This window comes from Azospirillum oryzae, assembly GCF_900177515.1.
Taxonomy (GTDB): Bacteria; Pseudomonadota; Alphaproteobacteria; order Azospirillales; family Azospirillaceae; genus Azospirillum; species Azospirillum oryzae_A.
Genome location: NZ_FXAK01000007.1, coordinates 1,265,941 through 1,285,353 on the forward strand (window position 1 = coordinate 1,265,941; position 19,413 = coordinate 1,285,353).

23 protein-coding genes are annotated in these 19,413 nt (G+C 68.8%); 10 read left to right on the plus strand and 13 right to left on the minus strand.

The genetic code is table 11. The features are described from left to right. The first annotated feature begins 15 nt into the window (after positions 1–15). A complete protein-coding gene (gloA, locus tag B9N97_RS18485; protein WP_085089233.1) occupies positions 16–411 on the plus strand; it encodes a lactoylglutathione lyase in 396 nt (131 codons plus the stop codon). Between the two features lie 12 nt (positions 412–423). On the opposite strand, the gene ftrA is transcribed toward gloA, so the two are convergent. After that, complete coding sequence (gene ftrA / locus B9N97_RS18490) at positions 424–1,482, minus strand: transcriptional regulator FtrA (RefSeq protein ID WP_432264195.1); 1,059 nt, start codon at positions 1,480–1,482, stop codon at positions 424–426. Positions 1,483–1,541: 59 nt separating this feature from the next. On the opposite strand from ftrA, the gene B9N97_RS18495 reads away from it, so the two are divergent. After that, positions 1,542–1,940 carry a rhodanese-like domain-containing protein gene (locus B9N97_RS18495; protein ID WP_085090650.1) on the plus strand — a complete coding sequence of 133 codons (399 nt, stop codon included), beginning with the start codon at positions 1,542–1,544 and terminating at the stop codon, positions 1,938–1,940. A 9-nt stretch (positions 1,941–1,949) separates the two neighbouring features. On the opposite strand, the gene B9N97_RS35695 is transcribed toward B9N97_RS18495, so the two are convergent. The 3 genes from B9N97_RS35695 to gltX all read right to left on the minus strand — a co-directional run bounded on the left by B9N97_RS35695 (position 1,950) and on the right by gltX (position 4,966). Beyond that, a complete protein-coding gene (locus tag B9N97_RS35695; RefSeq protein WP_158280154.1) occupies positions 1,950–2,123 on the minus strand; it encodes a hypothetical protein in 174 nt (57 codons plus the stop codon). Positions 2,124–2,145: 22 nt separating this feature from the next. Beyond that, on the minus strand, positions 2,146–3,459 hold the full coding sequence (gltA, locus tag B9N97_RS18500; protein WP_085089235.1) for a citrate synthase: 1,314 nt from the start codon (positions 3,457–3,459) through the stop codon (positions 2,146–2,148). Positions 3,460–3,559: 100 nt separating this feature from the next. Next, the gene (gene gltX / locus B9N97_RS18505; protein WP_085089236.1) at positions 3,560–4,966 is read right to left on the minus strand and encodes a glutamate--tRNA ligase; all 1,407 of its coding nucleotides are present in this window, start codon (positions 4,964–4,966) and stop codon (positions 3,560–3,562) included. A gap of 156 nt (positions 4,967–5,122) precedes the next feature. Here gltX and B9N97_RS18510 point away from each other — a divergent pair, with 156 nt between their 5' ends. Beyond that, positions 5,123–7,276 carry a ComEC/Rec2 family competence protein gene (locus B9N97_RS18510; protein ID WP_085089237.1) on the plus strand — a complete coding sequence of 718 codons (2,154 nt, stop codon included), beginning with the start codon at positions 5,123–5,125 and terminating at the stop codon, positions 7,274–7,276. Positions 7,277–7,338: 62 nt separating this feature from the next. On the opposite strand, the gene lexA is transcribed toward B9N97_RS18510, so the two are convergent. The 8 genes from lexA to B9N97_RS18550 form a co-directional block, all read right to left on the minus strand. Next, a complete protein-coding gene (gene lexA / locus B9N97_RS18515) occupies positions 7,339–8,064 on the minus strand; it encodes a transcriptional repressor LexA (protein WP_085089238.1) in 726 nt (241 codons plus the stop codon). Between the two features lie 200 nt (positions 8,065–8,264). After that, a complete protein-coding gene (locus tag B9N97_RS18520) occupies positions 8,265–9,494 on the minus strand; it encodes a molybdopterin molybdotransferase MoeA (RefSeq protein WP_085089239.1) in 1,230 nt (409 codons plus the stop codon). Positions 9,495–9,498: 4 nt separating this feature from the next. Beyond that, positions 9,499–9,993: a cyclic pyranopterin monophosphate synthase MoaC gene (gene moaC / locus B9N97_RS18525; protein ID WP_085089240.1), complete on the minus strand. Its 495-nt coding sequence runs from the start codon at positions 9,991–9,993 to the stop codon at positions 9,499–9,501. Beyond that, positions 9,990–10,463, minus strand: coding sequence for a GNAT family N-acetyltransferase (locus tag B9N97_RS18530; protein ID WP_085089241.1), 474 nt, complete (start codon positions 10,461–10,463; stop codon positions 9,990–9,992). The genes moaC and B9N97_RS18530 overlap by 4 nt, the downstream gene beginning before the upstream one ends. 4 nt (positions 10,464–10,467) lie before the next feature. Next, positions 10,468–11,271, minus strand: coding sequence for an indole-3-glycerol phosphate synthase TrpC (gene trpC / locus B9N97_RS18535; RefSeq protein WP_085089242.1), 804 nt, complete (start codon positions 11,269–11,271; stop codon positions 10,468–10,470). Beyond that, positions 11,271–12,305: an anthranilate phosphoribosyltransferase gene (trpD, locus tag B9N97_RS18540; RefSeq protein ID WP_085089243.1), complete on the minus strand. Its 1,035-nt coding sequence runs from the start codon at positions 12,303–12,305 to the stop codon at positions 11,271–11,273. The genes trpC and trpD overlap by 1 nt, the downstream gene beginning before the upstream one ends. Beyond that, the gene (locus tag B9N97_RS18545) at positions 12,302–12,910 is read right to left on the minus strand and encodes an anthranilate synthase component II (RefSeq protein ID WP_085089244.1); all 609 of its coding nucleotides are present in this window, start codon (positions 12,908–12,910) and stop codon (positions 12,302–12,304) included. The genes trpD and B9N97_RS18545 overlap by 4 nt, the downstream gene beginning before the upstream one ends. 112 nt (positions 12,911–13,022) lie before the next feature. Next, a complete protein-coding gene (locus B9N97_RS18550; RefSeq protein ID WP_085089245.1) occupies positions 13,023–13,475 on the minus strand; it encodes an STY0301 family protein in 453 nt (150 codons plus the stop codon). Positions 13,476–13,601: 126 nt separating this feature from the next. Between B9N97_RS18550 and B9N97_RS18555 the strand changes: the two genes are divergently transcribed. From B9N97_RS18555 to B9N97_RS18565, 3 genes are all read left to right on the plus strand, one after another. Further along, positions 13,602–14,753 carry a divergent polysaccharide deacetylase family protein gene (locus B9N97_RS18555; RefSeq protein WP_244560771.1) on the plus strand — a complete coding sequence of 384 codons (1,152 nt, stop codon included), beginning with the start codon at positions 13,602–13,604 and terminating at the stop codon, positions 14,751–14,753. Positions 14,754–14,780: 27 nt separating this feature from the next. Then, a complete protein-coding gene (locus B9N97_RS18560; protein WP_085089247.1) occupies positions 14,781–14,987 on the plus strand; it encodes a heavy-metal-associated domain-containing protein in 207 nt (68 codons plus the stop codon). A 90-nt stretch (positions 14,988–15,077) separates the two neighbouring features. Then, positions 15,078–15,308: an FmdB family zinc ribbon protein gene (locus B9N97_RS18565; RefSeq protein ID WP_085089248.1), complete on the plus strand. Its 231-nt coding sequence runs from the start codon at positions 15,078–15,080 to the stop codon at positions 15,306–15,308. A 7-nt stretch (positions 15,309–15,315) separates the two neighbouring features. Here the strand turns inward: B9N97_RS18565 and B9N97_RS18570 are convergent, their stop codons facing one another. Then, positions 15,316–16,074: an alpha/beta hydrolase gene (locus B9N97_RS18570; RefSeq protein ID WP_244560772.1), complete on the minus strand. Its 759-nt coding sequence runs from the start codon at positions 16,072–16,074 to the stop codon at positions 15,316–15,318. A 215-nt stretch (positions 16,075–16,289) separates the two neighbouring features. On the opposite strand from B9N97_RS18570, the gene B9N97_RS18575 reads away from it, so the two are divergent. From B9N97_RS18575 to B9N97_RS18590, 4 genes are read left to right on the plus strand one after another with little or no spacing between them, the layout of a single operon-like run. Next, entirely contained in the window at positions 16,290–16,751 is a 462-nt protein-coding gene (locus tag B9N97_RS18575) for a cupin domain-containing protein (protein ID WP_085089250.1), read from the plus strand. Positions 16,752–16,762: 11 nt separating this feature from the next. Beyond that, positions 16,763–17,287: a bifunctional adenosylcobinamide kinase/adenosylcobinamide-phosphate guanylyltransferase gene (gene cobU, locus B9N97_RS18580; protein ID WP_085089251.1), complete on the plus strand. Its 525-nt coding sequence runs from the start codon at positions 16,763–16,765 to the stop codon at positions 17,285–17,287. After that, positions 17,284–17,895 (plus strand): cob(I)yrinic acid a,c-diamide adenosyltransferase, encoded by a 612-nt coding sequence (gene cobO / locus B9N97_RS18585; protein WP_085089252.1) that lies wholly within the window; start codon positions 17,284–17,286, stop codon positions 17,893–17,895. The genes cobU and cobO overlap by 4 nt, the downstream gene beginning before the upstream one ends. 18 nt (positions 17,896–17,913) lie before the next feature. Next, on the plus strand, positions 17,914–19,380 hold the full coding sequence (locus B9N97_RS18590) for a cobyric acid synthase (RefSeq protein WP_085090651.1): 1,467 nt from the start codon (positions 17,914–17,916) through the stop codon (positions 19,378–19,380). Positions 19,381–19,413 lie beyond the last annotated feature (33 nt).

Below are 19,413 nucleotides of genomic sequence, written 5' to 3' on the forward strand. Positions count from 1 at the left end.
GGGAGAACAGAGACCATGAGTGAATTCCGCCTGCTGCACACGATGCTGCGCGTGCTGGACCTGGAGAAGTCGTTGGACTTCTACACCCGTCTGCTCGGCATGAAGCTGCTGCGTCGCAACGACTATGAGGGCGGCCGCTTCACCCTTGCCTTCGTCGGCTATGGTGACGAGTCCGATACCGCCGTTCTGGAACTGACCCATAACTGGGATCAGAAGGAGCCGTATGAGATCGGCACCGCCTATGGTCACATCGCGCTCGGCGTTCCGGACATCTACGCCACCTGCGAGAAGCTGGCGGCCGAAGGTGTCAAGATTCCGCGTCCACCGGGCCCGATGAAGCATGGCACGACCGTGATCGCTTTCATCGAGGACCCCGACGGCTACAAGGTCGAGTTGATCGAGCGGAAGTGACTGGCCGTCCGGTCAAAGGTCATGAGGAGGGGCGTGGTCGGCGACGGCAGCGCCCTTTTTCTTTGGTGCAGGCCCAGTCACGCGGCGGAAGCGCTCGCGGTAGTTGGCCGGGCTGAGGCCAAGCCGGCGCCGAAAATGGTGACGGAGTGTCGCGGCGGAACCGAAGCCGGTCAGGGTCGCCACCTCCTCAACCGGCAGGCTGCTCGTTTCCAGAAGGTCACGGGCTCGACCCAGCCGCTCGGTCAGCAGCCAGTCACCTGGCGTTGTCCCGGTCAAGGACTGGAATCGGCGCAGGAAGGTGCGGACACTCATCCCTGCCCGCGATGCCATGCCGGACAGGCTGTGTTCCTCGGCCAGCTTCTCCCGCAAATGATCGAGCAGGGGAGCCAGGCGGGCTCCTTCGCGGGATATGGGCACCGGCGTCTCGATGAATTGTGCCTGTCCGCCCTCGCGGTGGGGCTGGACGACCAGACGGCGGGCGACGCTGTTGGCCGCCTCCGGTCCAAAATCGCGGCGCACCAGATGCAGACAGAGGTCGATGCCGGCGGTACTGCCGGCTGAGGTCAGGATGTTGTCTTCGTCGACATACAGCACGTCGGGCATCACCCGGATATCGGGGTAGAGTTCACCGAGCGTTGCCGCATATCGCCAGTGCGTGGTCGCCCGGCGTCCGTTCAGGAGCCCGGCGGCGGCGAGAACGAACGCGCCGGAGCAGATCGACAGGATGCGCGCTCCGCGATCGTCGGCCCGGCGCAACGCAGCGATCAGGTCGTCCGGTACCGGCTCCCGTGCGCCGCGCCACCCTGGAATGACGAGGATGTCTGCCTGATCGAGCAGGTCGAGTCCGCCATCGGCTTCGACGCGGATGCCGCCCACCGCGCGCAGCGGTCCGGCATCCAGGGCGGCGACCGCGAAGCGGTACCAGTCCGGTCCGAGTTCAGGGCGTGACAGGCCGAACACCTCGACGGCGACGCCGAATTCAAAGGTGCAGAGACCGTCATAGGCGAGGGCAACGACCAGCGGGGACGTGGCGATTGGCATGATTTGTACGATAGCTGGCGGTTGCGCCACTTTCCAGCCGAAGACGCGATTGGAATGATGTGGTCGTCACTTCCAGCAACGAGGACCCCATGCCCAGTCTCGTCACCGAAATTCCTGCTGCGCCGTCGGAGACCGCGGCGGATCATTTTGCAAAGCGACTGTCGCTGGAAACTGACTGTTGGGACGTTCACGAGACGCTGAAATCGGGAACCCCGGACTTCATCCTGCTCGATGTACGCGGTCCTGCAGCCTTTGCGCGGGGGCATTTGCCGGGAGCCTTGAACCTGCCGCATGGCAAGATCACCGACCGGCGGATGGCGGATTGGCCGGAGGGCACGCAGTTCGTGGTCTATTGCGCCGGGCCGCATTGCAACGGTGCCGACCGCGCGGCCTTGCGGCTGGCGAGGATCGGGCGGCCGGTCAAACTGATGATCGGCGGCATTACAGGGTGGATCGACGAGGGTTTCGCACTGGTGTGCGATACCTGAGGCATCGCCTCAGATGAAGACGATCCCGGCGATCAGTGCCAGGATCAGCAGATAGACGATCAGCCGGCGGACGCGCCAGCCGAGCGGCGCCCGGTTGTCGTTGGCCGGCGGGCGCAGACGCACCCGCCGGGCCGGAACGATGTACGCAGTCGGGTCCTGGGCGGCTCCATTGGAGCCGCCCATTCCGATATGGGCTGTGGGCCGGTTAGCCACGCTCGGCCAGCGGCACGAACGGCCGCTTGGTGTCGCCGGTGTAGAGCTGACGCGGACGGCCGATCTTCTGCACCGGGTCCTCGATCATCTCCTTCCACTGGCTGATCCAGCCGACGGTGCGGGCCAGCGCGAACAGCACGGTGAACATGCTGGTCGGGAAGCCCATCGCCTTCAGGATGATGCCCGAGTAGAAGTCGACGTTCGGATAGAGCTTCTTCTCGATGAAGTACTCGTCCGACAGGGCGATCTTCTCCAGCTCCATCGCGATGTCCAGCAGCGGCTCGTCCTTGATGCCGAGCTCGCCAAGGACCTCATGGCAGGTCTGGCGCATGACCTGTGCGCGCGGGTCGTAGTTCTTGTAGACCCGGTGGCCGAAGCCCATCAGGCGGAAGTTGTCGTTCTTGTCTTTGGCGCGGCGGACGAACTCGGGGATGCGATCCACCGAGCCGATCTCCTCCAGCATCTTCAGCACGGCTTCGTTGGCGCCGCCATGGGCCGGACCCCACAGCGAGGCGATGCCGGCGGCGATGCAGGCGAAGGGGTTGGCGCCCGACGAACCGGCCAGACGGACGGTCGAGGTCGAGGCGTTCTGCTCGTGGTCGGCATGCAGGATGAAGATCTTGTCCATCGCCTTGGACAGGATCGGGTTGACCTTGAACGGCTCGCACGGCGTGCCGAAGGTCATGTACAGGAAGTTCTCCGCATACGACAGGTCGTTTCGCGGATACATGAAGGGCTGGCCGGTCGAGTACTTGTAGGCCATCGCCGCGATCGTCGGCATCTTGGCGATCAGGCGGTGCGCGGCAATCTTGCGCGCCTGCGGATCGTTGATGTCCAGCGAGTCGTGGTAGAAGGCCGACAGGGCGCCGACGACGCCGCACATGATCGCCATCGGGTGGGCGTCACGGCGGAAGCCGCTGTAGAACTTGGTCAGCTGCTCGTGCACCATCGAGTGGCGGCGCAGGATGTTCTCGAACTCCGTGCGCTCGGCCGCGGTCGGCAGATGGTTGTTGAGCAGGAGGAAGCAGACTTCCGGGAAGGTCGAATGCTCGGCCAGCTCATCGATGGCATAGCCGCGGTGCAGCAGCACACCCTCGTCGCCGTCGATGTAGGTGATGCCCGACTCGCAGCTGCCCGTGGAGGTGAAGCCCGGATCGTAGGTGAAATAGCCGGTCTCGGCGTAGAGCTTGCGGATGTCGATCACGCTCGGCCCGACGCTGCCGTGCATGATCGGCATCGTGACCTGCTTGCCCGTCTTATTGTCGATGAGGGTTACGGTGTCCTTGCCGTCCTCAGTCTGGGTCATCTCGGCACGTCCTTATCGTTGAGGGTCGGGCTTGGCGCCCTTTTTTCGTCGGCGCAGCATAGTTCCATGGCTGCCCGATGGCAACGCACGGAAGTGACCATTATGCTGCACCCGCTGCATCGCGGATGCGAGAAAGCGTCGCTTCGCGGCCCAGCAGTTCGGCCACTTCGAAGATCGGCGGCGACACCGTCGACCCGGTCAGCGCGGCGCGCAACGGCTGCGCCACCTTGCCCAGCTTCTCGCCCCGCACCTCGGCGAAGGCGCGGACCTGCGATTCCAGCGCAGCAGCTGTGAAGTCCGGCTCTTCGGCGAAGGCTGCCGCCAGTTCTTTCAACAGATTGCGGCCCTTTTCGTCCAGCAGGGCGGTTGCTTTTTCGTCATAGCTGAGCGGCTGCGGCGCGACATAGAAGCGCGCGCTCTGCGCCAGATCGACCACGGTGCGGGCGCGCTGCTTCAAGCCGTTCATCGCCCGCGTCAGAAGGTCGCGTTCGGCGTCGCTTAGGCTGCGCCCGAGATCCGCCTCCAGGCGCGGGGAGATCAGGCCGACCAGCCGGTCGTCGTCGGCGAGCCGCATGTAATGGGCGTTCAGATTTTCGAGCTTGGCGAAGTCGAAGCGCGACGGCGAGCGGCCGATGCTCTCCAGATTGAACCACTCGATGGCCTGTTCGGTCGAGATGATCTCGTCGTCGCCATGCGACCAGCCGAGCCGCAGCAGATAGTTGCGAACCGCCTCCGGCAGGTAACCCATGTCGCGATAGGCGTCGACGCCCAGCGCGCCGTGGCGCTTGGACAGCTTGGCGCCGTCGGGACCATGGATCAGCGGGATATGGCCGAAGCGCGGCAGGTCCCAGCCCATGGCGTTGAAAATCTGGATCTGGCGGAAGGTGTTGGTCAGATGATCGTCGCCGCGGATCACGTGGGTGACGCCCATGTCGTGGTCGTCCACCACCACCGCCAGCAGATAGGTCGGCGTGCCGTCGGCGCGCAGCAGGATCAGGTCGTCGAGTTGGGCATTCTGCACCGTCACCTCGCCCTGGACGAGGTCGTTCAGGACGGTCTGGCCCTCCTGCGGCGCCTTCAGCCGGATCACCGGCGCCACGCCCGGAGGGGCATCGGACTCGGGGCGGTCGCGCCAGCGGCCGTCATAGCGCACCGGCTGGCCGGCCGCCTTCTGGGCGGCGCGCATCTCCTCCAGCTCCGCCGGGCTGCAATAGCAGCGATAGGCCTTGCCGGCGGCCAGCATCTGGTGCGCCACCTGGGCATGACGGTCCTTGCGTTCGAACTGGCTGACCGCATCGCCGTCCCAGTCGAGACCCAGCCACTGCAGTCCATCCAGGATGGCGTCCACCGCCGCCTGGGTCGAGCGTTGCCGGTCGGTGTCTTCGATCCGCAGCAGGAACTTGCCGCCGGTGTTGCGGGCGTACAGCCAGTTGAACAGGGCGGTGCGGCCACCGCCGATGTGCAGAAAGCCGGTCGGCGACGGAGCGAAGCGGGTGACGACGGTCATCGGTCTCTCAATTTCCGGTTCGGCGCTGGTATGATGCGCCGGTGGTTCGACACCGTGGTTTAACACAGCCACCCGGCTTGGAGGCAATGCGATGCGTGCATGGACGGTCGTTGAAGGGCCCGCAGGCGGCATCGCTGCGCCAGGAGCCCACTGTCGGTGACGGCCGCCGGCTGGCCGGAGGAGGAGGCGGACGACCCACCGGCACTCAGCGGACGCTGGCGGCGCCTGTTGGTGCGCGTGTGGGGGCGACTCGCGGCGTGGGCGGGGTCGGAGGGGGAGCGCTGGGTACTGTGGCTGCCCGTTTCGTTCGGGGCCGGTGTGTCGCTCTATTTCGGCTTGCGGCAGGAGCCGGTCTGGTGGGGCGGGCTCGCGGCTGTCGGCGGAGCGGCGGTTCTGCTTCTGGCGGTGCGGCGTTGGTTCGCGTTGGCTGGGGCGGCGATGGCGCTGCTGATGGCTGCGGCCGGATTTCTGGTGGCGCAGGCGCATACGGTCCGGATGGCGGCGCCGGTCCTGACCCGAAGCATCGCGGGCGCCACCGTGACCGGGCGGGTGATGGCGGTGGAGCGGCGGCCGGGTGCGGTGCGGATCACCTTGCGCGAGGCGACGGTCAGCAGGCTGGCACCGGAGCAGACGCCGGCCGCCTTGAGGATCCGCCTGTCCGACCGCAATCCAGCGCCCGCGCCGGGTTCGGTGGTTCGGCTGCGGGCGGCGCTGCTGCCGCCGCAGGCGCCGGCCGAACCCGGTGCCTTCGACTTTCAGCGGCGGGCCTGGTTCATGGGGCTGGGTGGAACCGGCTTCGCCACAGGGGCGGTGGAGCAGGTGGAGGCACCGCCGATTACGGGATGGAGCACGGTGTCCATCGCCTTCGAACGGGCGCGGGGTGCTATTGCCGAACGGGTCGCGGCGGCGATCGGTAACCCGGTGGAGGCGAGCGTCACCACCGCGCTGCTGAATGGCGAGGAATTCGGCATCCCCGAGGCGACGTTGGACGATTTCCGCAACAGCGGGCTGGCGCATCTGCTGTCGATCTCCGGCCTGCATGTCGGCATCGCGGCGGGCATCCTGTTCTATGTGGTGCGGGCGTTGCTTGCGGCGGTGCCCTATATCGCGCTGCGGTGGCCGATCAAGAAAATCGCGGCGCTGTTCGGCATTCTGTCGGCGCTTGCCTACACGCTGCTGGTCGGTGCGCCGCTGCCGACGGTGCGGTCGGTGCTGATGACCGGCATGGTGATGGGGGCGATCATGCTGGACCGCCACCCGTTGAGCATGCGGCTGGTCGCCTTCGCCGGGCTGGTCACCATCGCCATGGACCCGGAGGGAATGCTGGGACCGAGCTTCCAGATGTCCTTCGCGGCGGTGGTGGCGCTGATCGCAGCGTTCGAGCGCGGCAGTGTCAGGCTGGCGGAATGGCGGCGGGATGCGGGATGGCTGGTGCGCGGGCTGTTCTATGTCGGCGGGATTCTGCTGACCAGCGTGGTGGCGACACTGGCGACCTTGCCCTTCTCGCTCTTTCATTTTCAGCAGATCGCCTTTTATGGCGTGCTGTCGAACCTAATCGCCATTCCCATCACGTCCTTCTGGGTGATGCCATGGAGCCTGATCGCCTACGCGCTGCTTCCCTTCGGGCTGGAGGCGCCGGCGCTGATCGCTATGAATTGGGGTGACCGGGCGGTGATCTGGACCGCGGAATTCTTTGGCCGACTGCCCTGGGCCTCGCTGACGGTGCCGGCGATGCCGGTGGAGGGATTCGCCGCGCTGGTGGCGGGCGGGCTATGGCTGTGCATATGGACGCGGCGGTGGCGATGGCTGGGAATGCTGCCGATCCTGGCCGGGCTGACCTCGCCGATGCTGGTGGCGCGGCCGGATGTGCTGGTGTCCGGGGACGGCGCGGTTGCAGCGGTGCGGTTGCCCGATGGGCGGCTCAGCGCTTCGGTGAAGAGTGGCGGGAGGGTGACCGAGACCTGGCGGGAGCGGGATGGGGCGCGGACGGCGGCGGATCCCTGGCCTGCGGCGGGGGGATGGAGCGACGGAGAGCGGTCGCTGAGTTGCGATGCGCTGGGGTGTCTGTACCGGGTGCGGGGGAGGACGCTGGCGTTGCCGCGGCTGCCGGACGCGCTGGACGAGGATTGCGGCGCGGCGGATGCGGTGGTGACGCCGGCGGTCGCGCGGGGGTGTCGGGCCGGTATAGTGGTCGACCGGTGGGCGCTGCGGCATGAAGGGGCGCACACGCTGACGGTGACGGAGGAGGGTGTCCGGGTGGAGACGGTGCGGGGGCTTAGGGGGGATAGGCCCTGGACCGGAGGGAGGTAGGAGTTGACACATTTGCCCCCACCCCAGCCCTCCCCCGCTGGGCGGGGGAGGGAGAATGGGTCTCAGTACTTGCGGACGAGACCGACCAGCTTGCCCTGCACGCGGACGCGGTCGGCGCCGAAGATGCGGGTTTCGTAGGCGGCGTTGGCGGGCTCCAGGGCCACCGTGTTGCCCTTGCGGCGCAGGCGCTTCAGCGTCACCTCGCCTTCATCGACCAGGGCGACGACGATGGTGCCGTTCTCCGCCGCGTCGCAGCGCTGGATGATGATGGTGTCGTGGTCGAGAATGCCGGCCTCGATCATCGAGTCGCCGGAGACTTCCAGCGCGTAATGGTCACCGGCGGTCAGCATCGAGGCGGGGATGTCGACGAAGGCGCTGTTGTCGCGCAGGGCCTCGATCGGCGTGCCGGCGGCGATGCGGCCGTAGAGCGGCAGTTGAACCGTCTCGTTGGCGGCGGCGGGCGTTGCCGCGGGAGGCGTGTTATCGCGGCCGGCGAAGGCGAAATCGCCCTTGATGACGTTGGGCTGGAACTTCGGCTTGGGCGCTGCGGCGCGGCTGCGGGCGGCGTCGAGACCTTCCGGCAGGCGGAGAACCTCCAGTGCGCGGGCGCGGTGGGGCAGGCGGCGGATGAAGCCACGCTCCTCAAGTCCGGTGATGAGGCGATGGATGCCCGACTTGGACTTCAGCCCCAGGGCGTCCTTCATCTCGTCGAACGACGGCGAGACACCGCCCTGGCCGAGCCGTTCGTGGATGAACAGCAGCAATTCGTGCTGCTTGCGCGTGAGCATGGATGCCTCCCGGCCGTCGCCAGACTGAAGATGGAACAAAAACCAAACGTTGCCTCCATGTTCTAGTTTGGTTCCTGCCGCGCGTCAAGCCCCCCATCGGCTTCTTTTAGAACTTGAATGGAACATTTGGAACGCCGTGAAACAGTTTTCGGCGTGCTGTTCAACTGTTCCATCCGCCCTCCGGGGCCATGCCGCCAAGTCTAGATGCTGAGCGCTCCGTCGGTCAAAGAAAGCACGGTCACCATGGCGCCGGCCGGTTCCGGGTCGGCGTTGGGAGGGCGGGGGATCAGGCAATCGGCCTGGGCGTAGAGCGTGGTGATGGCACTGTCCTGCCGGGCGAAGGGCGTGACGGTCAGGACACCGTCGGGGCCGGCGGCGAGCGTGGCACGCAGATACTCCTCGCGACGGTCATTGGCCTTCAGCGCTGTGGTCAGGCGGGCGCGCAGCGGCAGGCGGTCGTCCTCGGGCGGCAAGCCCTGCAGCAGGCGCAGGATCTGGCGCAGGAACAGGACGGCGGTGACACCGGTGGACACCGGGTTGCCGGGGAGGCCCAGCAGCGGCACCGATCCGGCCCGGCCGAACATCAGCGCCTTGCCCGGCCGCATAGCCACGGTCTGCACCTCCAGCGCCACGCCGCGCTCCGCCAGCACGTCGCGCACGAGGTCGTAGTCGCCATGGGCCGCCCCGCCGGTGGTGACCAGCAGGTCGCAGCCGGCGGCCCCCTTCGCCAGGGTCGCCACACTCTCCGGCGTGTCCTTGGCGACGCCGAGGTTGTGGGCGAGGCCGCCCTGGGCGGCGACCAGGGCGCAGAGGCCGAGGGCGTTGGTGCTGACGATCTGGCTCGGCCCCAGCGGGTCGCCGGGCAGGGCGATCTCGTCACCGGTGGCGAGAATGGCGATTCGCGGCCGGCGATGCACCGAGAGCCAAGGCACATTGCCCCCGGCCGCCAGCGCGATGTCGCGGGCGGTCAGGCGCCGGCCCTTCGGCAAAAGTTCCTGGCCGAGCGTGAAGTCGAAGCCGGCTTCGCGGATGAAGCGGCCGGCGACCACGGCGCGGCCGATCCAGACGGTGGTGTCGTCGGCGTTGCAATCCTCCTGCATCACCACGGCGTCGGCACCGTCGGGCAGAGGCGCGCCGGTGAAGATGCGCACCGCCTCGCCAGGGCCGACCCTGCCGGTGAAGGCGTGGCCGGCGGAGGATTCGCCGATGCGGCGCAGGGGGACGGGGGACTCGGCGGTCGCGGCGGCGATGTCGGCGGCGCGCACCGCCCAACCGTCCATCGCGGCGGCGTGGAAGGGCGGCTGGGTCAGCCGGGCGAACACCGGCTCGGCCAGCACGCGGCCCAGCGCGTCGGTCAGGGCAATGGTCTCCGCCGGCAGAGGGGCGAAGGCCGACAGGATGCGGGCGCGCGCCTCGGCGACGGAGATCATCGTTTTAACCCCCCGTGGATGGGGTGGCGGCACCCCATTCGCCGCTCTTGCCGCCGGCCTTGTGCAGCAGGCGGACGTCGGTGATGGTCATGCCGCGGTCCACCGCCTTGCACATGTCGTAGACGGTCAGTGCCGCGACGGTGACGGCGGTCAACGCCTCCATCTCCACGCCGGTCTGGCCCTTCAGCTTGCAGGTGGCGGTCACGTCCACCGCGTTACGCGCGGGATCGCAGGAGAGGTCGACCTTGACCGAGGTCAGCATCAGCGGGTGGCAAAGCGGGATCAGGTCCGGCGTGCGCTTGGCCCCCATGATGCCGGCCAGCCGGGCGACCGACAGCACGTCGCCCTTCTTCACGCCGCCCTGCATGATGAGCGCCAGAGTTTCCGGCTGCATCAGCACGGTGGCGGCGGCGGTGGCGGTGCGTTCGGTCTCGGCCTTGTCGGAGACGTCGACCATCACCGCCTTGCCCTCGGCGTCGAAATGGGTGAAGCCGGTCATCGGACGGTCTCCAGCAGGGGTTTCTCCATGAAGACGCTGACGCCGTTGTCTTCATAGCAGGCGTAGGGGCCGCGGTCGGTGAAGCCGGCCTTGCGGTAGAGCGCCAGCGCCTCGGGCTGGTGGATGCCGGATTCGAGCAGCAGGGCGGTCAGCCCTTCGTCCCTCGCCTGCTCTTCCAGCCGGGCGAGCAGACGGTCGCCGATGCGGTGGCCGCGGGCGGCGGGATCGACATACATGCGCTTCACCTCGCCGTATCCGGTCTGATCGACGCGGAGCGCGGCGCAGCCGACCGGAACGCCGTTCTTGCGGGCGACGAAGAAGCGCAGGTCCGGCGCCTCCAGTTCCCCGATGTCGAGCAGGTGGCAGGTGTCCGCCGGATAGAGGTCCAGCAGATAGCGGTCGAGCGCCGCCACCAGCGCGACGACGGCATCCTGGCGCGGGCTTTCCGCCGCGATCACCACGTCACTCATCGCGTCACGCCGGCGCCAGCAGGGCGCGGGTGGCGGCCGTCACGTCGGCCTGCCGCATCAGCGATTCGCCGACCAGGAAGCAGCGCGCCCCGACCTTCGCCATGCGGGCAAGATCGGCGGGGGTGTAGAGGCCGCTTTCCGCCACCAGCATGCGGTCGGCCGGGACATTGGCCGCCAGTTCCTCCGTCGTCGCGATGTCGACGGCCAGCGTCTTGAGGTTGCGGTTGTTGACACCGAGAAGCGGCGTCTTCAGCAGCAGCGCGCGGTCCAACTCGGCACGGTCATGCACCTCGACCAGCACGTCCAGACCCTGGGATATCGCGGCGTCCTCGATCTCCGCCGCCTGGGCGTCGGACAGGGACGCCATGATGATGAGGATGCAGTCTGCACCCAGCGCGCGGGCCTCCACGATCTGATAGGGATCGACCATGAAGTCCTTGCGCAGCACCGGCAGGTCCACCGCGGCGCGGGCGGCGACCAGGTACTCGTCCCTGCCCTGGAAATAGGGCTCGTCGGTCAGCACCGACAGGCAGGTCGCCCCGCCCTCGCGATAGGCGCGGGCCAGCGCCGGCGGGTCGAAGTCGGCGCGGATCAGGCCCTTGGACGGGCTGGCCTTCTTGATCTCGGCGATCAGGCCGTAGCGGCCGGCCTCCACCGCGGCGCCGAGCGCCCGGATGAAGCCGCGCGGCGGGTTGGTCTCGTTTGCGGCCTTGGCGGCGGCCTCAACCTCCGACAGCGGTCGGGCGGCCTTGCGGGAGGCGACCAGCGCGCGCTTGTCGTCGTTGATGCGGGTCAGGACGTCGCTCATCAGGCCACCGCCTCGTTGGTGATGGCGACCAGCCGGCGCAGGCGGTCGCGGGCGCCGCCGCTGTCGATGGCGTGGGCGGCCATCGCCACGCCCTCCTTCAACGTCGCGGCCTTGCCGGCCACATGCAGGGCGGCGGCGGCGTTCAGCAGTACGATGTCGCGGTAGGGGCTGCGCACCCCGTCGAACAGGGCGTGGATCGCCTCGGCATTGACCTGGGCGTCGCCGCCCTTCAGGTCCTCGATGCGGGCGCGCGGCAGGCCGGCATCCTCCGGCGTTACCTCGAACACCGTCACCTCGCCGTCCTTCAACTGGGCGACGGTGGTGGGGCCGGTGGTGGTGATCTCGTCCAGCCCGTCGGAGCCATGGACGACCCAGGCGGCCTCGGATCCCAGACGCTTCAGCACCTGGGCCAGCGGCTCCACCCATTGCTTGGAGAAGACGCCGAGCACTTGCCGCCTGGCGGTCGCCGGGTTGGCGAGCGGACCCAGCAGGTTGAAGACGGTGCGCGTGCCGAGTTCCACGCGGGTCGGGCCGACGTTGCGCATGGCGAGGTGGTGGCGCGGCGCCATCAGGAAGGCGATGTGGGCATCCCACAGCGCCTTGCGCACCAGCGCGAAGTCGCAGTCGAGGTTGACGCCCAGCGACCCGAGAACGTCGGCCGCACCGGATTTGGAGGAGATGGCGCGGTTGCCGTGCTTGGCGACCGGCACGCCGCAGGACGACACCACCAGCGCCGCGGCGGTGGAGATGTTGTAGGTGCCGGCCCCGTCGCCGCCGGTGCCGCAGGTGTCGATGGTGCCGGGAGGCGCCTCCACCGGGATCGCCTTGGCGCGCATGACGCGGGCGGCGCCGGCGATCTCGTCCACCGTCTCGCCGCGGACGCGCAGCGCCATCAGGAAGCCGCCCATCTGCGACGGGGTGGCGTTGCCGGACATGATGATGTCGAAGGCGAAGCCGGCCTCGGCCTCGGTCAGGGCGGCGCCGGTGGCGACCTTGCCCAGGATCGCCTTCATGTCGCTGAGATCGCCGCTCATGCCGCGTTCTCCAGGGCAGCGCTTTCCGGGCGGGGACGGGTCAGGTCCAGGAAGTTCTGCAGGATCTTGTGGCCGTGCTCGCTCTCGATGCTCTCGGGATGGAACTGCACGCCGTGGATCGGCAACTCGCGATGGGCCAGCGCCATGATCAGGCCGTCGGCGGTCTCGCCGGTCACCTCCAGGCAGGCGGGCAGCGTCTCGCGCTCGACGATCAGCGAGTGGTAGCGGGTGGCGCGGAACGGGCTGGGCAGGCCGGCGAGCACGCCGCGGCCCTCGTGCCGGATGTTGTCGACCTTGCCGTGCATGGGGACCGGCGCGCGGATCACCCGGCCGCCGAAGGATTGGCCGATCGACTGGTGGCCCAGGCAGACGCCCAGCAGCGGCAGGCGGGCCTTGGCGGCGGCGTCGATCAACGGCAGACAGATGCCGGCGCGGTCGGGATCGCAGGGGCCGGGGGACAGCACGATGCCGTCGGGGCGGAGTGCCATCGCCTCCTCGACCGTCAGGGCGTCGTTGCGGCGGACCTGCACGTCGGCGCCAAGCTCGCCCAGGTAATGGACGAGGTTGTAGGTAAAGCTGTCGTAGTTATCGATGAGCAGCAGCATGCGCCTTCCGCCTTCCACCTGACCGTCGGGGCCGTTCCGGCCCTGTTCCAACGACGGACACCCTAGCCGCTGAGGGGGCGGATTTCCAGCCTTCGCGCAGAACTTCGCCGCCTCAGCGGCAGTCGAGCTGCGGCGGGGTCTTCGGGTCGTCCAGCACGGTGCCGCGGATGTCGGTCGCCAGCGTCAGGGTGCAGCGGCGGACATGGGACGGCAGGTCGGCGGCGAGCGTCGCCTGTGTGTTGCGGTAGCGGCAGACCAGAAAGATATTCCGCCGCCGCGCGCCGCTGAACTCCCACACCTGCACGATGCTGCGGCCGCGCCGGACCTCGCGGTCGGGGGCCAGAGTGGCGGGCGCGGTGCTGGTCATCTCGGCGGCGCGGTCGCCCTCGACGATGGTGATGCCGGCGAAGCCGTGGCTGTCGCGGCCGGGGTAGGGCGACCAGCCGCCGGGGGCGTCGGGCTGCGCCTGGACCGTCAGGCTGGCCGGGCATTGCGGGCCGGCGGCGGCCTCCGCCGGGACAGCGCCGGCCAGCAGGAGTGCTGCGGTAACAAAGATGGGACGCATCGGGCGGACTCTTCTGCGTGGGCTTGGTCGGGGCGCGCCGTGGGCTTGCCGCCCCAGCCGTTTGCGCCGTTTGGGCGGTTGCGGCGGCGGCGGCGGGGTGCCACTGTGCGGCGCCCCGGTCGCAGGATGGACATCGTCACCATGGCCCGCAAGGCGCCTTCGAAAGCCCGCAAGACTTCGCTTCCCCCGTTTCTGTCGAATCCCTTCGTTCTGGCTCTGGCCGCCGTTGCCGCGGTGTTCGCCGTGGCGATGGGCGTCGCCACGCTGACCGGCGGTCGATCCGGCGGCGGACAGGCGCAGCAGGCGCCGGTGCAGCAGGCCGCGGTGCCGACTATGCCGTCCTCCGCACCGCCCGCACCGCCGCCTTCGCCACCCGCGGTGAAGACCGATGCGCCGGCACACGCGGCAGAGGGGCCGGAACATGCGGTTCCGGAAAAACCCGCGCAGGACAAGGCTGAGGCGCGCCCGCCCGCCACTCCTCCAGCCACTACGGTGGCGATGCTGCCGCCGCCCGCGCCTCCGGCCCAGCCGCCGGTGCAGGCCCCGAGCGGCAATGCCGCGCTGTGGCGCAAGAACGCCTTGCCGGCCGAGGTGCCGCCGGGCAGGCCGATCATCGCCATCGTCATCGACGACATGGGGCTGGACCGCAAGCGCTCGGCGCGGATGGCCGGGCTGCACGGTCCGCTGACCCTGTCCTGGCTGCCCTATGCCCGCGACCTGTCGGCCCAATCGAAGGCGGCGCGCGCCAACGGGCATGAGCTGATGCTGCATATGCCGATGGAGCCCAGCGTGAAGGCCGATCCGGGGCCGAACGCTCTGCTGGTCTCGCTGGACAAGGGCGAGATCGTGAAGCGGTTCCGCGCGGCGCTGGACAGCTTTGACGGTTATGTCGGGGTGAACAACCATATGGGCAGCCGCTTCACCGCCGACCGGGCGGCGCTGGCCCCGGTGCTGGCGGAGCTTCACCGCCGCGGGCTGCTGTGGCTCGACAGCCGGACGACGCCCAACAGCGCCGGAATCGGGCTGGCGCGCGAGTTGAAGATGCCCTGGGTCGGCCGCGACATCTTCCTCGACAACGAGGAAACGGTGGCGGCGGTGAAGGCCCAGCTGGCGAAGACGGAGCAGGTGGCGAAGCGGCAGGGCTATGCCGTCGCCATCGGCCACCCGCATGATGCGACAATCGAGGCTCTGGCATCCTGGCTGCCGGACGTGCAAAAGCGTGGCTTCGTTCTTGTCCCGGTCAGCGCGGTGGTGCGGACGCACCATGCCGGCGGCTGACCCGACCAAAAGGGGAGCCCCGTGACGATGGCCGATGCGTACAAGGTGGATGGGATGACCTGCGGCGGCTGCGCCCGCTCCGTTTCCAACGCGATCACCAAGGCGGCGCCCGATGCCGTGGTAACCGTGGACCTCGCCACTGGCACCGTGCTGGTCGATGGCGGGGTGCCGGCCGATGTGGTGCGGCAGGCGGTCGAGGCAGCCGGTTTCGATTTCGGCGGAGCTGCCGCCTGACCGTTATTTGGTGCGGCGCAACAAAGCCATTTTCATAATGTGGATATTGCGGCATGCTCGGGACGATGCGATCCGTTCCGCGAGGGTGCGATGCCGCTCTATTCCTATCGCTGCAAGGCCTGCGACCATGGGTTCGAGACCCTGGTGCGCTCCGGTGAGACTCCCGCCTGCCCATCCTGTGGCGGCGCCGACCTGACCCGCCAGCTGTCGAACGTGGCGCCGGAGGGAAAGTCCGGCGCCATCGTCCAGTCCGCCCGCCGGATGGCGGCCAAGGAGGGGCACTTCAGCAACTATTCCCGGTCGGAGCGGCCGAAGGGGTAGGGCCGGCTCAAGCCACCTCGGCGGTCACCGACGCGCTGATCCATGCTTCGACCCGCTCGGCGGCGGACTGCCAGTCCTGCTCCAGCATCATCGCGTGGCCCATGCCCGGCATGAACTCCGGCCGGGTGCCCAGCGCCGCGGCGGTAGCGACCACCTCCGCGCGGGGGAACAGCAGGTCTTCCTCCGCACCCATCACCAGCATCGGCAGGTCTCGCGGCGGCAGGACGGGGAAGGGAATCCAGCCGCCGATGTCCAGCAGGACGCGGCGCGATTCCTCCTGCAGGTAGCTCTCGTACTTGGCGGCTTCGGCGCGCGGCATCTTGTCGGAGAACATGGCGCGGCGGATGGCGTCGGGGTCGATCGCCTTCTCGCCGAAGGTCATCAGCATCGACATCTGCTGGAACACATAGGGCGAGCGCCAGGCCAGCCCCATGGTGGAGGACAGCAGGCCGTAGGGCGGGGCGGACGCCATCAGCACGCCGGCGGGAAACCGGCGCTTCGCCAGCGCGCGCTGCACCACCATGCCGCCCATGGAATGGCCGATCAGCACCGGCGGGGATGAGAGGCGGTCCGCCGCCTCCAGCACGTCGTCGACGTAATCGGCGATGCCGAAATCATGCAACCGGTCGCGGCCCTCGCTGTTGCCATGGCCGCGCAGCGAGACGGCATGGGCATCCCACCCGCGCGACGCGAACCAGGGCAGGAACTTGGCATCCCAGATCCAGGCGCCGCTGAAGGCGCCATGGACGAACAGAAGCGGCGGCATCTTGGAAGTCCCGGCGGGACGGCGGCTGATGATCTCCAGGGTCGACATCGCATCGCAGGTTGTTGTTTTGCGCTGCAATAAGCATGGTGGGCGAATGGGCTCCTGTCCAGCCGCGGGGGCGGCAACCCTGCCCTGTCAGGGGACTTGGCACCATTTGACGCCGCCGGTGCGGTTTGCGACAGTCCGGACCCGCACTGCAGAACCGGAGAGCGCCCATGCCGAATCCACCGGTCCTTGATCCCGCGACGCTGACCGCCGAAACCGGCGCCACCGACTATCCGCAGCCGTTCCGGGCGCAGGTCGCCGGGCGGCACCGGGTGGTGCTGGGCGATCCGCTGGGCCTCAGCAATTTCGGCGTCAACCTGACCCGGCTGGCGCCCGGCGCCTCGTCGGCCCTGCGCCACTGGCACAGCAAACAGGACGAGTTCGTCTATGTGGTGGAGGGAGAGCTGACGCTGGTGACCGATGCCGGCGAGACGCTGCTGACCGCCGGCATGTGCGCCGGCTTCCCGCATGGCGTCGCCGACGGGCACCGGCTGATCAACCGCAGCGACCGCCCGGCCAGCTATCTGGAGGTCGGCGACCGCAGCGCCGGCGACGAGATCGACTATTCCGACGAGGACATGGTCTGGCGCGATGGCGCCTATCGGCACCGCGACGGGACCGATTGGGAATGACGGTTGGGGGAATGAGCGCCGACCTGACGCTGGTGCTGGGTGGCGCGCGGTCGGGCAAGAGCCGCTATGCCGAGGAGCTGGTGACGGCGCTGGGCGGCCCGCGCGTCTATATCGCGACCTCGGAAGTGTGGGACGCGGAGATGGCGGAGCGGGTGGCGAAGCATCGCGACGACCGTGGCCCCGGCTGGACGACGGTGGAGGAACCGCGCGACCTGACCGGGGTCCTGCGTGCCCATGCCGCCGAGGGCACCGGCATTCTTGTCGATTGCCTGACCCTGTGGCTGACCAACCTGATGATGGCGGAGGCCGATGTCGCGGCGGAGAGCGCGGCGCTGGTGGAGCTTCTGGCGACGCTGCCGGGCCGGGTGGTCCTGGTCTCCAACGAGGTCGGGATGGGCATCGTGCCCGACAACGCGCTGGCCCGCCGCTTCCGCGACCATGCCGGCCGCCTGCACCAATCCATCGCGGCCGTGGCGCCGCGCGTCGTGCTGACCGTCGCCGGTCTGCCGATGTTCGTGAAGGGAACTCCCGTATGACCGACTCCGATGAGATCAACCGCCGCCACGCCGAGAAGATGAAGCGGCGCAAGGCGCTGCAGGAGCGGGCGCTCGCCTCCAAGACGGTGGAGAAGGGCCTGCTGATGGTCCACACCGGCAAGGGCAAGGGCAAGTCCACCGCCGCCTTCGGCCTGATGATGCGTGCGGTCGGCCACGGCATGCGGGTGGGCATGGTGCAGTTCGTCAAGGGCGCCTGGTCGACCGGCGAGACAGTGGCGCTGGAGCGATTCGAGGATCTGGTCGACTTCCACACGATGGGCGAGGGCTTCACTTGGGACACCCAGGACCGCGCCCGCGACATCGCCGCCGCCGAAGCCGCCTGGGCTAAGGCCAAGGAACTGATGGCCGACCCGCGTTACCGCCTGATCGTGCTGGACGAACTGAACATCGTGCTGCGCATGGACTATCTGCCGCTGGACGAGGTGCTGGCGACGCTGGCCGCCCGCCGGCCGGATCTGCATGTCTGCATCACCGGCCGCAATGCCAAGCCGGAGCTGATCGCCGCCGCCGACCTCGTCACCGAGATGACGCTGGTCAAGCACCCGTTCGAGGCCGGGGTGAAGGCCCAGGCCGGTATCGAGTTCTGAGCCATGCAGTCTCGGGCCATGCGATCACGGGCGATCATGCTGCAGGGCACCGGCTCCGACGTCGGCAAGTCGCTGCTGGTGGCCGGGCTGTGCCGGGCGCTGGTGCGGCGCGGGCTGACCGTCCGGCCGTTCAAGCCGCAGAACATGTCGAACAATGCGGCGGTGACGGCGGACGGCGGCGAGATCGGCCGTGCCCAGGCACTGCAGGCGCGGGCCTGCGGCGTGGCGCCCAGCGTCCACATGAACCCGGTGCTGCTGAAGCCGCAGTCCGACGTCGGGTCCCAGGTGGTGGTGCGCGGCGTGGTGGTTGGCACCGCGCGGGCCGCCGACTATCAGGCGCGCAAGCGCGAACTTCTGGGCACCGTGCTGGACAGTTTCGAGCGGCTGCGGGCCGAGGCCGACATCGTGGTGGTCGAAGGCGCCGGCAGCCCGGCGGAGGTCAATCTGCGGGCCGGCGACATCGCCAACATGGGCTTCGCCACCGCCGCCGACGTGCCGGTCCTGCTGGTCGGCGACATCGACCGCGGCGGCGTGATCGCCAGTCTGGTCGGCACCCACGCACTTCTACCGAAATCTGAACAGGAGCGGATCAAAGGCTTTCTCATCAACAAGTTCCGCGGCGATGTTCGCCTGTTCGATGAAGGATTGCGGATCATCGAGAGCCACACCGGATGGCGTGGATTCGGCGTGGTGCCCTGGCTGCACGAGGCGGCGACCCTGCCGGCGGAGGATGCGGTGGCGCTGGACCGGCCACGGATATCCGGCAACGGGGCGCTGCGCGTGGCGGTGCCGATGCTGCCGCACATCGCCAACTTCGACGATTTCGATCCGCTGGCGCAGGAACCGGGTGTGGCTCTGACCATGGTCCGTGCGGGCCAGCCGCTGCCGGGCGACGCCGATCTGGTGATCCTGCCCGGCACCAAGACGACGATTGCCGACCTCGCCTTCCTGCGGGCGCAGGGCTGGGACATCGATCTGCTGGCCCATTGGCGGCGCGGCGGGCGCGTGCTGGGCATCTGCGGTGGCTATCAGATGCTGGGCCGGGGCATCGCCGATCCGGACGGCATCGAGGGACCGCCGGGCGAGGCCACGGGGCTGGGCCTGCTGGATGTCGAGACGGTGCTGAAGGGGCCGAAGGTGCTGGAGGAGGCTCGCGGCACGGAGCGCCGCACCGGCGCGGCGGTTGCGGGGTACGAGATGCACATGGGGCGCACCGAAGGGCCGGACCGGGCGCGGCCGATGCTGGAACTGGCGGGCGGTGTGACGGACGGCGCGGAGTCGGCGGACGGGCGGGTGGCCGGCTGCTATCTGCACGGGCTGTTCGGCGCCGACGGTTTCCGTGCGGCCTATCTGCGCCGGCTGGGCGGCGACGGGTCGGAACTGGCCTATGGCGTGGCGGTGGAGCGGGCGCTGGACGCCGTTGCCGACCGGCTGGAGTCGACGGTCGATGTCGATGGGCTGCTTGCGCTGGCCGAGGGGGCTTAGCGGTTCGGCCAGGAAGACTGACTGGGCGGCGGA